We start from the raw sequence: 12,836 nt of genomic DNA on the forward strand, positions 1-12,836 counted from the left end.
GCCTTATGGAGGGGCGGGTGTAAAGCGCCCGCGTCCCGCGCGGGCCGGGCGTTGATACCCCAACGGATGCCCGGGCGCCAGGGGGAAAAACAGGGGCATCGCCTACCAAGCGAGTATGAATTGAACGGAAATGCAACAGAAATCGTCGGAAAGGTGCGCGCGCGGCCAGGGGCCGCTTGACCAACCCGGAACGGAAAGGTACGAAACGAAAACTTAGGCGGTTTGGTCAAATTCTCCCCGTCCCCACCCGCAACGCATCGAAGGAGCTGGACTTATGGCTTGGCGTATCCTTGCGGCCTTGGCGCTCGTGGTGTCCTTTGTCGCCCCCGCTCAGGCGGCCGACCCCCTGAAGATCGGCGCCGTCGTTTCCGCCACCGGTCCGGCCTCGTTTCTGGGCGAACCCGAGAAAAACACCCTTCTTCTGTTGCAGGACCAGCTGAACGCCAAGGGCGGCATCGGCGGCCAGAAGGTGGAGATCGTCGTCTACGACGACGAGACCGACGTGAACAAGGCCGTGCTCGCGGCGGAGAAGCTCCTGAAGAAGGACCGCGTGGCCGCCATCGTCGGCCCCACCACTTCCGGCACCACCCTGGCCATCATGAACAAGGTGGCCGACGCCAAGGTGCCCCTGGTGTCCATGGCCGCCGCCGAGAAGATCGTCAACCCGGTCAACCCCTGGGTGTTCAAGACCCCGCAGTCCGACAGGCTGGCCGTGGGCGGCATCCTGGCCCACGCCAAGGCCCAGGGCTACAAGAAGATAGCCATCCTCACCGTGTCCGACGGCTACGGCCAGGCAGGGCGCGAGGTGCTCAAGGAGCTCATCCCGGCTTCGGGCATGGAGCTCACCGCCGACGAGGTCTACGGCCCCAAGGACACCGACATGACCGCCCAGCTGACCAAGATCGCGGGCACCGGCCCCCAGGCCGTGATCTGCTGGGGCACCAACCCCGGCCCGGCGGTGGTGGCGCGCAACCGCGCCCAGCTCGGCATCAAGACCCCCCTGTACATGAGCCACGGCGTGGCTTCGGACAAGTTCATCGAGCTGGCCGGGGAGGCCGCCGAGGGCCTGGTCCTGCCCGCCAGCTGGCTGATCGTGGCCAAGCAGCTGCCCGACGGCCCCTTCAAGACCCTGCTGACCGCCTATACCGACGAGTACACCAAGAAATTCGGCACCCCTCCCTCCGCATTCGGCGGATACGCCTGGGACGCGCTGATGCTTCTGGGCGAAGCCGCGAAAATTTCCGGCTCGACCGCGCCGCAGGGCTTGCGCGATGGGCTGGAGAAGGTCAAGGGTTTCCAGAGCGCTACCGGAGTCTTCACCTTCTCGGAAAAGGACCACAACGGCCTGGATGAGTCCAGCTTCGCCATGGTCAGGATCGAGGGCGGCAAGTTCGTCCTCATCAAGTAAAGGGGATGAGCATGATCCTTCGCCTGCTGTGCGTTTTCGCCGCGCTTCTCGCCTTGGCGGCCCCGGCGGCCGCCGCCGAACCGGTCAGGATCGGCGCGGTGGTCTCGGTCACGGGCCCGGCCTCGTTTCTGGGCGAGCCGGAGAAGAACACCCTGGAGATGGTCAAGGAGGAGCTGAACGCCAAGGGAGGCCTGCTCGGGCGCCCCGTGGAGCTCATCGTCTACGATGACGAGTCCGACGTGAACAAGGCCGTGCTGGCCGCCGAGAAGCTCCTGAAGAAGGACCGCGTGGCCGCCGTCATCGGCGCCACCACCTCGGGCTCCACCCTGGCCATCATGAACAAGTTCCCGGCGTCCAAGGTGCCCCTGGTGTCCATGTCCGCGGCCGAGAAGATCGTGAACCCGGTCAACCCCTGGGTGTTCAAGGTCGCCCCTTCGGACCGCCACGCCGTGGGCCGCATCCTCAAGCACGCCAAGGCCAAGGGCTACAAGAACATCGCCATCCTCACCGTGTCCGACGGCTTCGGCCAGGCCGGGCGCGAGGTGCTCAAGGAGCTCGTCCCGGCGGGCGGCTTCACCCTGGTTGCCGACGAGGTCTACGGCCCCAAGGACACCGACATGACCGCCCAACTGACCAAGCTCAAGGACGTGAACCCCGACGCCATCATCTGCTGGGGCACCAACCCCGGCCCGGCCGTGGTGGCGCGAAACCGCGCCCAGCTCGGCATCAAGACCCCCCTGTACATGAGCCACGGCGTGGCCTCCAAGAAGTTCATCGAGCTGGCCGGGGAGTCCGCCGAGGGCATCATGCTGCCCGCCGGGCACCTGATCGTGGCCGCGCAGCTGCCCGACTCCGAGCCGCGCAAGGCCCTGCTCACGGGCTACGTCAAGCAGTACGCCGAGAAGTTCAAGAGCGACGTCTCCACCTTCGGCGGCCACGGCTGGGACGGGCTCAAGCTGGTGGCCAAGGCCATCGAGTCCGAGAAGAGCGACAACCCCGAGGCCATCCGCGCCGGAATCGAGAAAGCCAAGGGCTTCCCCGGCATCGGCGGCATGTTCTCCTTCTCCGCCGAGGACCACACCGGCCTGACCGAGGACGCCTTCGAGATGGTGGTCATCCAGAACGGGGACTGGAAAATCCTGAAATAACCGGGGGCCGGGTTCGCCCCGGCCCGTTTTTCTTATGTTCTCAGGCGCAACGCAATACCTCGTTTCCGGGCTCACGGTGGGGGCCACCTACGGGCTCACGGCCCTTGGCTTCACCATGATCTTCAACACCACCGGCATCATCAACTTCGCCCAGGGCGAGTTCGTGATGCTCGGCGGCATGCTCTCCGTGGTCTTCAGCAAGGCCGGCGCCCCGCTGCCCCTGGCCATCTTGCTGGCCGTGGCCGTGACCGCCATGGCGGGCTGCCTGATCGAGCGCAGCGTGATCCGCCCCGTGGGCCGCGCGGCCGCGGTGAACCTGGTCATCATCACCATCGGCGTGTCCATCCTGGTGCGCGGGGCCGTGATGCTCGCCTGGGGCAAGGACACCTTCGCCCTGCCGCCCTTCACGGGCTCGAAGCCCATGGCCATCCTGGGCGCGGCCGTGCAGCCCCAGAGCCTGTGGGTGCTGGCCATCACGCTGTGCGTGCTGGTGGCGCTCAAGCTCTTCTTCAGCCGGACCATCCACGGCAAGGCCATGCTGGCCTGCGCCTGCGAGCGCAAGGCCGCCGCGCTCATGGGCATCTCCGTGGAGCGCATGGCCATGGCCTCCTTCGGGCTCTCGGGCTTTCTCGGGGCCGTGGGCGGGGCGATCCTGACGCCCATCACGCTCACCTCCTACGACGTGGGCATCATGCTCGGCCTCAAGGGCTTCGCGGCCTGCATCCTGGGCGGGCTCGGCAACCCCTTCGGCGCTGCGGCCGGCGGGCTCATCCTGGGCGTGCTGGAATCCTTCGGCGCGGGCTACGTGTCCTCGGCCTACAAGGACGCCTTCGCGTTCATCGTGCTCCTGGTGCTCCTGTTCGTGAAACCCACGGGCCTCTTCGGCGGCCCCAAGTCGGACAGGGTGTAGCCGTGGGACCGTTCCGGAGCAAAGCCGCGCTGCCCGCCTTCGCGTTGGCCCTGGCCCTGGCCCCCCTGGCCCTGCCCAACGACTACTACATCAACGTGCTCATCCTGTGCTGCCTGAACGCCCTCATCGTCATGGGGCTGAACATGCTCATGGGCTACGCCGGGCAGGTTTCGCTCGGGCACGCCGCGTTCTTCGGCCTGGCCGCCTACACCACGGCCGTGGCCACGGCCACCCTGGGCCTGCCCATCCCCGTGGGCATCGTGGCGGGCGTGATCGTCTCCGCCGGGGTGGGCTGGCTCATCGCCGTGCCCACGCTCAAGCTGCACGGGAACTACCTAGCCATGGCCACGCTGGGCTTCGGCATCATCGTGTCCATCGTGTTCAACGAGGCCGTGGCCGTCACGGGCGGGCCTTCCGGGTTCGTGGGCATCCCCAGGCTCACGCTCTTCGGCTACGCCTTCGCCACGGACCAGTCCTACTACTACCTCACGGCCGGTGTGCTCTGGCTGGCCACGCTGGTCTCGCGCCGGGTGATCGGCTCGCGCACGGGCCGGGCGCTCAGGGCCATCCACGTCAGCGAATCCGCCGCCCAGGCCATGGGCATCGACATCGCCAAGCACAAGCGCTTCGTGTTCGTGCTCTCGGCCGTGTACGCGGGCGTGGCGGGCGCGCTCTACGCCCACCACCTGACCTTCGTGGCCCCGTCCTCCTTCGGTTTCCACTTCTCGGTCCAGCTGATCACCATGGTGGTGCTCGGGGGAATGGCCAGCATCTGGGGCGCCGTGGCCGGGGCGTTCTTCCTCACCTCGCTGCCGGAGTTCTTGCGCATGTTCGAGGAGGTGGACATCCTCATCTACGGGGCGCTCCTGGTGGCCTGCATGATGTTCATGCCCGACGGCCTGGCCGGCGCGGCCAAGTCGCTCGCGCGGCGCATCAAGGCGGTGAAGCGTGGCTGAGCTCCTCGAGGTGCGCGACGTCACGGTGCGCTTCGGCGGCATCCAGGCCCTGGGCCAAGCGCGCCTGACCGCGCGCCCGGGCGACATCACCGCCGTGATCGGCCCCAACGGCGCTGGCAAGACCACGCTTCTCGGCGTGATCAGCGGGGCGGTCACCCCGGTCTCCGGAAGCGTCTGCCTGGAAGGGGCCGACCTTGCGGGCAGGCCCACCCACGAGCGCGCCAAGGCCGGAGTGGTGCGCACCTTCCAGAACCTGGAGATATTCTCCAACATGAGCGTCCTCGAGAACGTGCTTACGGGCGCGCACATGCTGGCAGGGTACTCGCTTCTGGACAGCGTGCTGCGCACGGGGCGTTACCGCTCCGAGGAGAAGCGCCTGGCCGAATTGTGCATGGAGAAGCTCGCGTTCGTGGGCCTCTCGGACAAGCACGCGGCCAATGCGGCCGACCTGCCCTACGGCGACCAGCGCCTGCTGGAACTCGCGCGCGCCCTGGCCAGCGGCCCCAGGCTCGTGCTTCTGGACGAGCCGGCGGCGGGCATGAACAACCGCGAGACCGCGCAGCTCGGCGTGATCATCCGGCGCATCCGCGACGAACTGGGCGTGGGCGTGGTGCTCGTGGAGCACGACATGGAACTGGTCATGGACATCTCCGACCGCATAACCGTGCTCAACTTCGGAAGCGTCCTGGCCGAAGGCTCCCCCCGGGAGATCCAGGACAACCCCGAGGTCGTGGCGGCCTACCTGGGCGAGGACTGATGCTCACCCTGACCAACGTCGACATTTCCTACGGCAACATCAGGGCCGTGCGCCGCGCCTCGCTGCACGTGGACGAGGGCGAGATCGTGGCCCTGATCGGAGCCAACGGCGCGGGCAAGACCACCCTGCTTACGGCCGTGTCCGGGCTTTTGCGCCCGTCCTCGGGCCAGGTGGTCTTCGGCGGCCAGGACATCACCAGGGCCGCGCCGGAGAAGATCGTGCGCCTGGGGCTCTCCCACGTTCCGGAGCGCAGGCTGGTTTTCAAGCCCCTGAGCGTAACCGACAACCTGCGCCTGGGGTCCTACACTCGCAGGGGGGCGTCGCGCGCTGAGCTGGACAGGGACCTGGAGGCGGTCTACGCCATGTTCCCGGTGCTCAGGCAACGCTCAAGCCAGGCGGCGGGCACGCTCTCCGGCGGCGAGCAGCAGATGCTGGCCATCGGGCGCGCGCTCATGGCCGGGCCCAGGATGCTTTTGCTGGACGAGCCGGGCATGGGCCTTGCTCCCACGGTTTGCCGCGACATTTTCAAGCGCATCACGGAGCTGAGGGCCGAGCGGGGGCTCACGGTGCTGCTCGTGGAGCAGAACGCCAAGAGCGCCCTGGCCGTGGCCGACAGGGGCTACGTGCTGGAAACGGGGCGTGTCATCCTCCAGGGGACGTCCCAGGAGCTTCTGGCCAACCGCGACGTGCAGCGCGCCTATCTCGGCCGGGACAAGTCCCGGGAGGAGTGATTCCAATGAAAAGCCTTTTTCTCTCTCTGGCCCTCGTGCTGCTGGCGTCGCCAGCCCTGGCCCAAAACAAGATGGTCACCGACTTCAAGGGCATGGCCTTCGGCCATGAGCTCTCCGAGTTCCAGCACATGAAGTCCGTGCGCAAGCAGGGCGAGCTGGAGTTCTTCACCCGCTACGGCGACGAGCGCAGCTTCCAGAACGTGCCCATCGAGAACCTGACCTACGGCTTCTACAAGAACAAGTTCTGCATGGCGCTCTTTACGGCCAAGGGCCCCAGCGCCTACAACGCGCTCAAGGCCTATTTCGACGGAACCTTCGGCCAGCCCAGCCAGCCCAAGGTGAACATCAAGCAGTTCACCTACACCTCCGGCGAAGTCTCCGTGGAGCTGGGTTACGACGACACGCGCAAGGTCGTGGAGGTGAGCTACGCCTACCGCCCGGTCATGCGCATGATGATGCCCGGAAAGTAGCCCCGGCCGCACCCAAGGGAACCGGCCCGGACACGCGCAAGGAGAAGAGTCCATGATGTGGGAGCCCAAATACGAATCCATGGACCGCGCCCAGCTGGCCCAGCTGCAGCTCGAGCGCCTCCAGGCCACGCTCACGCGCGTGGCGCGCAACGTGCCCTATTACCGCCGCACCTTCGCGGAGCAGGGCATCGACCCGGACGACTTCCGTTCGCTTAACGACCTGACGCGCCTGCCCTTCACCACCAAGTCCGTGCTGCGCGACGCCTACCCCTACGGGTTCTTCGCCGTGCCCCTGCGCGAGGTGGTGCGCTTGCACGCCTCGTCCGGCACCACGGGCAAGTCCGTGGTGGTGGGCTACACCATCGGCGACCTCAAGAAGTGGGGCAGCCTGACCGCGCGCGTGCTCTCGGCGGGCGGGGTCACGCGCGAGGACGTGGTCCAGATCGCCTTCAACTTCGGGCTCTTCACCGGCGGCTTCGGCTTCCACCAGGGCGCGGAGACCCTGGGCGCGGCCGTGGTCCCGGCCTCCAGCGGCAACACGCGCCGCCAGGTGGCCATCATGCAGGACTTCAAGACCTCCGTGCTCGTGTGCACGCCCAGCTACGCCCTCTACCTGGCCCAGAGCCTGGAGGACTTGGACGTGAACGCCAACGCCCTCAGCCTGCGCTACGGCCTGTTCGGGGCCGAGAGCTGGTCCGAGTCCGCGCGCGCCCAGATCGAGGACCGGCTCAAGCTCACGGCCACGGACAACTACGGCGTCAGCGAGGTCATGGGGCCGGGCGTGGCGGGCGAGTGCCTGCACCGCACCGGGCTGCACATCAACGAGGACCACTTCCTGGCCGAGATCGTGGACCCGGTCACGGGCGAGCACGTGGCCGAGGGCGAGGAGGGCGAGCTGGTGCTCACCACCCTGGCCAAGGAGGCCTTCCCGCTGATCCGCTTCCGCACGGGCGACCTCACGCGCTTCATCCCCGGCGCCTGCCCCTGCGGCAGGACGCTTGCGCGCATGGCCCGGGTGCGCGGGCGCGTGGACGACATGCTGATCATCCGGGGCGTGAACGTGTTCCCCAGCCAGATCGAGACCGTGCTCCTGGACATCGAGGGCACCACCCCGCAGTGGCGCGTGGTGCTGGAGCGCGAGAAGGGGCTGGACAAGGCCACGGTGGAGCTCGAGGTGGCCGAGAAGTTCGTGTTCGACCGCATCGCGGACCAGCAGCACTTCCTGGAGGGGGTGCGCAAGCGCCTGGCCAGCGAGCTCGGCGTGGGCTTCGAGGTGCGCATGACCGAGCCCGGCGCGCTCGCCGGCATCGACGGCGGCAAGGCGCAGCGGGTGCTGGACAAGCGCGAGAAGGACTGATCGCCCGGGTTGGAATTTTACGTGGGGCGGAGCCCCGCCTTACGCCGTGGTCTCCAGTGCCGAAGCCTCGGACTGGGAATACCTGCTCGACAGGCTGGCGTAGCGCCTGTTGCGGGAGTAGGTGGTCACTTCGCGGTTCAGGATGCTCTGCGACCTGGATATCTCGCTCAGCTCGCCGCGGCTGATGGCGCCGTCCTCCATGGCCTTGTCCAGCAGCTCGCGGGTCTTGGCCAGGGAAGCCTGGAGCTTTTCCTTTTCCTTCTGGTCGATCTTGCCGGACTCGATGCCGGCGTCGATGCTCTTCTCGATGCGCTCCAGCCTTGAGTAGACCACGGAGAGCACCATGTCCTGGTTGTCCATGGTCCGGGCGTCCAGGCCGTTCTTGGTCTTGGTTCCGGCCTTGTCCTTGGCCAGGTGGTCGATGAGCCGGTTCTGGTCGTCCAGGGCCTTCATGATGCGCTCGTATTCCTCGCGCGTGACCTTCTTGTCGGCCAGGGCCTTGCCGATGAGCTCGTCGTTGTCCTTCTTGAGCTTGTCCAGGGCTTCCTTGTTCTTGCCGGTGACGCTCCCGGACTCCACGCCGTCTTCCAGGCGGTCCTCCAGGCGCTGCTGGCGCGACTGGATGATGTCCTGGTAATAGGCGGCGGGCTGCTGGGAAAAGAAGTTCACGCTGCTCATGTTTGCTCCTGGTGCTTGCTTGGGCCGGGCCTTGCGGGCCTAGACGTTCATGCTCACGGGCTGGTAGCCGGGCGGGGTCTGGCCCGCGTCCTGGCCGAAGCGGTAGGACGAGAGCTGGCGGCTGGCCATGTCGAAGGAGGCGTTGACCTGCCGGAACTCGCCCACGGTGAGCACGCCGTCGGCCATGGCCGTGTCCAGCCCGGCCTGGGCCGAAACCTGGAGCGCGCGCACGGACTGGCTCTGGGTGGCGGTGATCTGGCCTGCGGCGACTCCCTTCTGGAGACGGTCGGCGATTGTTTCCTGCCGGGCGTTGAAGGCCTCCAGGGCCACTGTCTGGGCCTCGGGCGTGAGCGGCTTGGCCAGCGTGGCCTCGCGCTCGGCCTGGGCCTTCTGGGCGTTCAGGGCGGTCTGCGTCTCCAGGGCCTTGTCGAACTCGCTGGCCGCGTTCTTGGCCGCCTCTCCGGCCTTGGCCGGGGTTGGCTGCGAGTTGGACGTCCTGCTCGTGAAGATGTCCTTTGCGAAGGAGAGCGCGCTGGCCGCTCCCGCGATGATCAGAGGATTCATGGCCTCTCCCTGTGAATGCACGCGGGCAAAACTTTCCGCGCGTTTCGTGTAACCTTTCCAGAGCAAGGCCGGTGCCAGGGGCCTCCGGGTATTCGCCCGGTCGCGCGGAGGCTGCGCGGGGCCTTGCCGGGCGCGCGGAGTTGGGCATTCGATCAGGAGGGGCGAACTCGGGCGGGGGGGAAGAAACTGCCGCCGGCGTGGCGGGCGTGGCGCACTTCCCTGGCGGGGGCGTCTCTGCTAATGTGGGGGATCAAGACCTGAGAGGAGCTTTTTCCATGGCTTGCGATTTCACCCTCGGCCCAGGCGTCGCCTTCCACAAGATGCAAGGGTGCGGCAACGACTTCGTGATCATAGACAACCGGGAGCTCAAGCTTCCCGTGGACTTCATGGCTGACTGGGCCAGGCTGGCCTGCCGCAAGTGCTTCGGCGTGGGCGCCGACGGGATCATCTTCCTGGAGGAGGCCCAGCCCGGGTCCGGCTTCGACTACCGCTGGCACTTCTACAACGCCGACGGCTCGCGCGCGGAGATGTGCGGCAACGGAGCGCGCTGCGCCACGAAACTCGCCAACCTGCTCGGGTTTGCCGGCAAGAAGCACGTGCTCGGCACGGACGCGGGCGGCGTCGAAGCCCTGGTGCTGGACGACGGGCAGGTGAAGGTCCGCCTGACCCCCGCCCAGGACCTCAAGACCGGCATGGAACTCGACGTGGACGGGGAGAAGCTCACCGTGCACTTCGTGAACACGGGCGTGCCCCACGCGGTGGTCTTCTTCGAGGACGTCTCCCTGGTGGACGTGAAGCGCCTGGGCAAGGCCATCCGCTTCCACGAGGCCTTCGCGCCCAAGGGCACCAACGCGAACTTCGTCACCGTGAAGGACTCGGGCAGCCTCATCCTGCGCACCTACGAGCGCGGCGTGGAGGACGAGACCTACGCCTGCGGCACGGGCGCGTGCGCCAGCGCCGTGGTGGCCAACGCCTTGGGCCTGGCCGGCGCTTCCGTGGACGTCACCACCACGGGCGGCGAGGTGCTGGGCGTGAGCCTGGAGGATGGGCAGGTCTACCTGCGCGGGGCCGCCGAGGTCTCGTTCAGCGGCGTGCTCTATCCGGCCACGCTGTCGCTGCCCGGCCTGTAAGCGTTTCGTTCCCCCTGTCCGGCCGGGCGGCCGGGCCGGGGCCTGGAGGGAACATGCCCCGCTACACCGGCATCAATCATCTGGCCATGGCCACCGGCGACATGGACGCCACCCTTCGCTTCTGGCGCGACCTCCTGGGCATGCGCCTGGTGGCCGGACTCGGCCATCCCGGATACAGGCACTACTTCCTGGAGATCTCCGAGACGGACATGATCGCCTTCTTCGAGTGGCCGGGCGTCACGCCCATCGTGGAGAAGGACCACGGCGTGCCCGTGAAGGGCCCTTACGCCTTCGACCACATCTCCTTCGGCGTGGCCGACCGCAACGACCTCTGGGAGATCAAGGCCAGGCTGGAGGCGGCCGGGTTCTGGGCCTCGGAGGTCATCGACCACGGGTTCATCCTCTCGCTCTACAGCTTCGACCCCAACAACATCCCCATCGAGTTCAGCTGGCCCCAGCCCGGCATCGACCTGCGCGCCAAACCGCGCATGGCCGACCACGCCCCGACCGCCGTGGCCCTGGAGGGCAGCGAGCCCCAGCCCGGGCACTGGCCCGAGCCCGGGCCAGCGAAGCCTTCCGACAGGCGCATCTACCCCGGAGAGGGCAGGGAGCTTCTGGGCAAGTCCTGATTTGTAGCGTGGCGCTGGCCGCGCCCCGCGATCCCTCCCCCCGGCGGGAGAGGTCCGGAGAGGGCGGCGTTCTCTCCGGGCGCGCTTCAACAAAAAAGGCCGCCCGTTTCCGGGCGGCCTTTCTCGTTTCGTCTTGGCGCGGCGCTATTTCAGCCCGCCCTCCACTTCGGCCCTGACTTCCAGGGCGATCTTCCACAGGATGGTCAGCACGAAGCCGCCCACCGCGTAGATCATCAAGGCGATCATCATTTCCGGCCCGGTGGGCAGGTACTCGGTGACCTTCTCGAAGGGGTTGGGGGTGAAACCGGCGGCGATGAGGCCCATGCCCTTGTCGATCCAGGTGCCGAGCACCAGCATGATCAGCGCGGGCACCAGGATCTCGCGGTTCTCCCTCCACTTGGGCGGGATGAGCAGGAACAGCGAGGTCAGGGCCAGGAAGGCGGCGGTCCACATGAACGGGGTCATGTAGGTGTTGCCGTCGAAGCCCGAGAACAGGAACTTGATGGGGTCCATGTGGCCGGGCATGTTGGAGTAGAACGCGGTGAATATCTCCAGGAAGAAGAAGAACACGTTCACGCACATGGCGTAGGTGATGGTGGTGGACAGGGTCTTCACCGCCTCCTTGCCGGGGTCGAAGCCGGTCAGGCGCTTCACCAGCAGGGTGAGCAGCAGGAGGATGGCCGGGCCGGAGCAGAACGCCGAGGACAGGAAGCGGGCGGCCAGGATGGCGGTGAGCCAGTAGTGGCGGCCCGGCAGGCCAGCGTACAGGAAGGCCGTGACCGTGTGGATGGAGAAGGCCCAGATGATCGAGAGATACACCAGGGGCTTGACCCACTTGGGCGGGGACATGCGCTTCCAGTAGGCCATCAGGCTGGTCCAGCCGATGACCGCGTTCAGGACCAGGTAGCCGTTCAGCACCACCATGTCCCAGAACAGGACGGAACCCGGGGTGGAGTAGATCAGCACGTTGAGCATGCGCTGCGGCTGACCGATGTCGATGACGATGAAGCCCAGGCACATGATGACCGCCGCGATGGCGAGGAACTCGCCCATGATGATCATCTTGGAGTAGGCTTTGTAATGGTGGAAGTAGTAGGGAAGCACCAGCATGACGGCCGAGGCCGCGACGCCGACCATGTAGGTGAACTGGGCGATGTAGAATCCCCAGGACACGTCGCGCGACAGGCCGGTGATCATCAGGCCGTTGTTGAGCTGCACCAGGTAGAACCCGCCGCCGATGCCCATGATGGCCAGAAAGACCATCAGCGCTCCGAAGTAGCGGGGGCTTCCCTTGAGGGCTTTTTCGATCATGTCCGCACTCCTAGAGGATGTAGAACACGCTGGGTTCGGTGCCAGCGGTGGGGTTGCGCCTGATGGCGTACTTTTCCTTCAGGACCTTGCGCACCTCGGACTTGGGGTCCTGGAGGTCGCCGAAGACCATGGCCCCGCCGGAAGCTTCGACGCACAGGGGCATCTTGCCCTGGGCGAGCTTCTCCACGCAGAAGGTGCACTTCTCCACCACGCCTCGGGTGCGGTGGGGGTAGAGCGGGTTCATGTTGGCGATGTACTTGTCGGGGTCCTGGAAGTTGAAGCTGCGCGCGCCGTAGGGGCAGCCGGCCATGCAGTAGCGGCAGCCGATGCAGCGGTGGTAGTCCATGACCACGAGGCCCTCGTCATTCTTGAAGGTGGCCTTGGTGGGGCAGACACGCACGCAGGCGGGGCTGGCGCAGTGGTTGCAAAGCAGCAGGTACTTGCGGTGGTGCAGCTCGTCGGAGAGGAACGGCGGGCGCTCGGTGGGGAACGCGCCGTGGAAGTCCTCGGTCCAGAGCCACTTGATCTCCTGCTTGCCCTGGATGGCAGGCACGTTGTGGTAGGAGTGGCAGGCGTCGATGCACTTCTTCTGCAGGGCGTCGTCGAACTTGGCCGTGTCGATGACCATGGCCCACTGCTTGGCCTTGATGGGCTTGGCGAAGTCCTGCGCGGTGGGGAGGGCGTCGGCGGCCTGGGCCCCGTCGCCGAGGAAGCCCAGGGTGCCGGCCGAGAGCCCCAGGGCCGTCACGCCGGCCAGCTTCATGAAGTCGCGTCTGGAGCGTTGCAT

14 protein-coding genes are annotated in these 12,836 nt (G+C 66.9%); 10 read left to right on the forward strand and 4 right to left on the reverse strand.

Translation table 11 applies throughout. From position 1 onward, the window contains the following. Positions 1–274: 274 nt before the first annotated feature. From ACZ5V4_RS13150 to ACZ5V4_RS13185, 8 genes are read left to right on the forward strand one after another with little or no spacing between them, the layout of a single operon-like run. A complete protein-coding gene (locus tag ACZ5V4_RS13150) occupies positions 275–1,408 on the forward strand; it encodes an ABC transporter substrate-binding protein (protein WP_464315317.1) in 1,134 nt (377 codons plus the stop codon). 5 nt (positions 1,409–1,413) lie between these two features. Further along, the gene (locus ACZ5V4_RS13155) at positions 1,414–2,556 is read left to right on the forward strand and encodes an ABC transporter substrate-binding protein (protein WP_464315318.1); all 1,143 of its coding nucleotides are present in this window, start codon (positions 1,414–1,416) and stop codon (positions 2,554–2,556) included. Between the two features lie 34 nt (positions 2,557–2,590). Further along, on the forward strand, positions 2,591–3,466 hold the full coding sequence (locus ACZ5V4_RS13160; RefSeq protein WP_464315319.1) for a branched-chain amino acid ABC transporter permease: 876 nt from the start codon (positions 2,591–2,593) through the stop codon (positions 3,464–3,466). Positions 3,467–3,468: 2 nt separating this feature from the next. Next, complete coding sequence (locus ACZ5V4_RS13165; RefSeq protein ID WP_464315320.1) at positions 3,469–4,422, forward strand: branched-chain amino acid ABC transporter permease; 954 nt, start codon at positions 3,469–3,471, stop codon at positions 4,420–4,422. After that, positions 4,415–5,179 (forward strand): ABC transporter ATP-binding protein, encoded by a 765-nt coding sequence (locus ACZ5V4_RS13170; RefSeq protein ID WP_464315321.1) that lies wholly within the window; start codon positions 4,415–4,417, stop codon positions 5,177–5,179. Before ACZ5V4_RS13165 ends, ACZ5V4_RS13170 begins: the two co-directional genes overlap by 8 nt. Further along, positions 5,179–5,910: an ABC transporter ATP-binding protein gene (locus ACZ5V4_RS13175; protein ID WP_464315322.1), complete on the forward strand. Its 732-nt coding sequence runs from the start codon at positions 5,179–5,181 to the stop codon at positions 5,908–5,910. Before ACZ5V4_RS13170 ends, ACZ5V4_RS13175 begins: the two co-directional genes overlap by 1 nt. A gap of 5 nt (positions 5,911–5,915) precedes the next feature. Next, positions 5,916–6,380, forward strand: coding sequence for a hypothetical protein (locus ACZ5V4_RS13180; RefSeq protein ID WP_464315323.1), 465 nt, complete (start codon positions 5,916–5,918; stop codon positions 6,378–6,380). Positions 6,381–6,432: 52 nt separating this feature from the next. Next, on the forward strand, positions 6,433–7,737 hold the full coding sequence (locus tag ACZ5V4_RS13185; protein ID WP_464315324.1) for a phenylacetate--CoA ligase family protein: 1,305 nt from the start codon (positions 6,433–6,435) through the stop codon (positions 7,735–7,737). A gap of 39 nt (positions 7,738–7,776) precedes the next feature. On the opposite strand, the gene ACZ5V4_RS13190 is transcribed toward ACZ5V4_RS13185, so the two are convergent. Together ACZ5V4_RS13190 and ACZ5V4_RS13195 are read right to left on the reverse strand one after the other, a co-directional pair. Continuing rightward, positions 7,777–8,415 (reverse strand): hypothetical protein, encoded by a 639-nt coding sequence (locus ACZ5V4_RS13190; protein WP_464315325.1) that lies wholly within the window; start codon positions 8,413–8,415, stop codon positions 7,777–7,779. A gap of 39 nt (positions 8,416–8,454) precedes the next feature. Then, positions 8,455–8,979, reverse strand: coding sequence for a hypothetical protein (locus tag ACZ5V4_RS13195; protein ID WP_464315326.1), 525 nt, complete (start codon positions 8,977–8,979; stop codon positions 8,455–8,457). Between the two features lie 275 nt (positions 8,980–9,254). Here ACZ5V4_RS13195 and dapF point away from each other — a divergent pair, with 275 nt between their 5' ends. Next, complete coding sequence (gene dapF, locus ACZ5V4_RS13200) at positions 9,255–10,109, forward strand: diaminopimelate epimerase (protein WP_464315327.1); 855 nt, start codon at positions 9,255–9,257, stop codon at positions 10,107–10,109. A gap of 53 nt (positions 10,110–10,162) precedes the next feature. Continuing rightward, the gene (locus ACZ5V4_RS13205; RefSeq protein ID WP_464315328.1) at positions 10,163–10,738 is read left to right on the forward strand and encodes a VOC family protein; all 576 of its coding nucleotides are present in this window, start codon (positions 10,163–10,165) and stop codon (positions 10,736–10,738) included. A 144-nt stretch (positions 10,739–10,882) separates the two neighbouring features. Here ACZ5V4_RS13205 and dsrP read toward each other — a convergent pair whose 3' ends face one another. Both dsrP and dsrO read right to left on the reverse strand, forming a co-directional pair. Then, the gene (gene dsrP, locus ACZ5V4_RS13210) at positions 10,883–12,049 is read right to left on the reverse strand and encodes a sulfate reduction electron transfer complex DsrMKJOP subunit DsrP (protein ID WP_464315329.1); all 1,167 of its coding nucleotides are present in this window, start codon (positions 12,047–12,049) and stop codon (positions 10,883–10,885) included. A 10-nt stretch (positions 12,050–12,059) separates the two neighbouring features. Continuing rightward, positions 12,060–12,836 carry a sulfate reduction electron transfer complex DsrMKJOP subunit DsrO gene (dsrO, locus tag ACZ5V4_RS13215; protein ID WP_464315330.1) on the reverse strand — a complete coding sequence of 259 codons (777 nt, stop codon included), beginning with the start codon at positions 12,834–12,836 and terminating at the stop codon, positions 12,060–12,062.

It is taken from the genome of Fundidesulfovibrio sp. YSD1 (assembly GCF_055397115.1).

What these genes read in the sequence shown, in the direction of transcription:
- ACZ5V4_RS13150 (WP_464315317.1), top strand. Translation starts at nt 275, where the DNA reads ATGGCTTGGCGTATCCTTGCGGCCTTGGCGCTCGTGGTGTCCTTTGTC.
- ACZ5V4_RS13155 (WP_464315318.1), top strand. Translation starts at nt 1,414, where the DNA reads ATGAGCATGATCCTTCGCCTGCTGTGCGTTTTCGCCGCGCTTCTCGCC.
- ACZ5V4_RS13160 (WP_464315319.1), top strand. Translation starts at nt 2,591, where the DNA reads ATGTTCTCAGGCGCAACGCAATACCTCGTTTCCGGGCTCACGGTGGGG.
- ACZ5V4_RS13175 (WP_464315322.1), top strand. Translation starts at nt 5,179, where the DNA reads ATGCTCACCCTGACCAACGTCGACATTTCCTACGGCAACATCAGGGCC.
- ACZ5V4_RS13180 (WP_464315323.1), top strand. Translation starts at nt 5,916, where the DNA reads ATGAAAAGCCTTTTTCTCTCTCTGGCCCTCGTGCTGCTGGCGTCGCCA.
- ACZ5V4_RS13185 (WP_464315324.1), top strand. Translation starts at nt 6,433, where the DNA reads ATGATGTGGGAGCCCAAATACGAATCCATGGACCGCGCCCAGCTGGCC.
- ACZ5V4_RS13190 (WP_464315325.1), bottom strand. Translation starts at nt 8,415, where the DNA reads ATGAGCAGCGTGAACTTCTTTTCCCAGCAGCCCGCCGCCTATTACCAG.
- ACZ5V4_RS13195 (WP_464315326.1), bottom strand. Translation starts at nt 8,979, where the DNA reads ATGAATCCTCTGATCATCGCGGGAGCGGCCAGCGCGCTCTCCTTCGCA.
- dapF (WP_464315327.1), top strand. Translation starts at nt 9,255, where the DNA reads ATGGCTTGCGATTTCACCCTCGGCCCAGGCGTCGCCTTCCACAAGATG.
- ACZ5V4_RS13205 (WP_464315328.1), top strand. Translation starts at nt 10,163, where the DNA reads ATGCCCCGCTACACCGGCATCAATCATCTGGCCATGGCCACCGGCGAC.
- dsrP (WP_464315329.1), bottom strand. Translation starts at nt 12,049, where the DNA reads ATGATCGAAAAAGCCCTCAAGGGAAGCCCCCGCTACTTCGGAGCGCTG.
- dsrO (WP_464315330.1), bottom strand. Translation starts at nt 12,836, where the DNA reads ATGCAACGCTCCAGACGCGACTTCATGAAGCTGGCCGGCGTGACGGCC.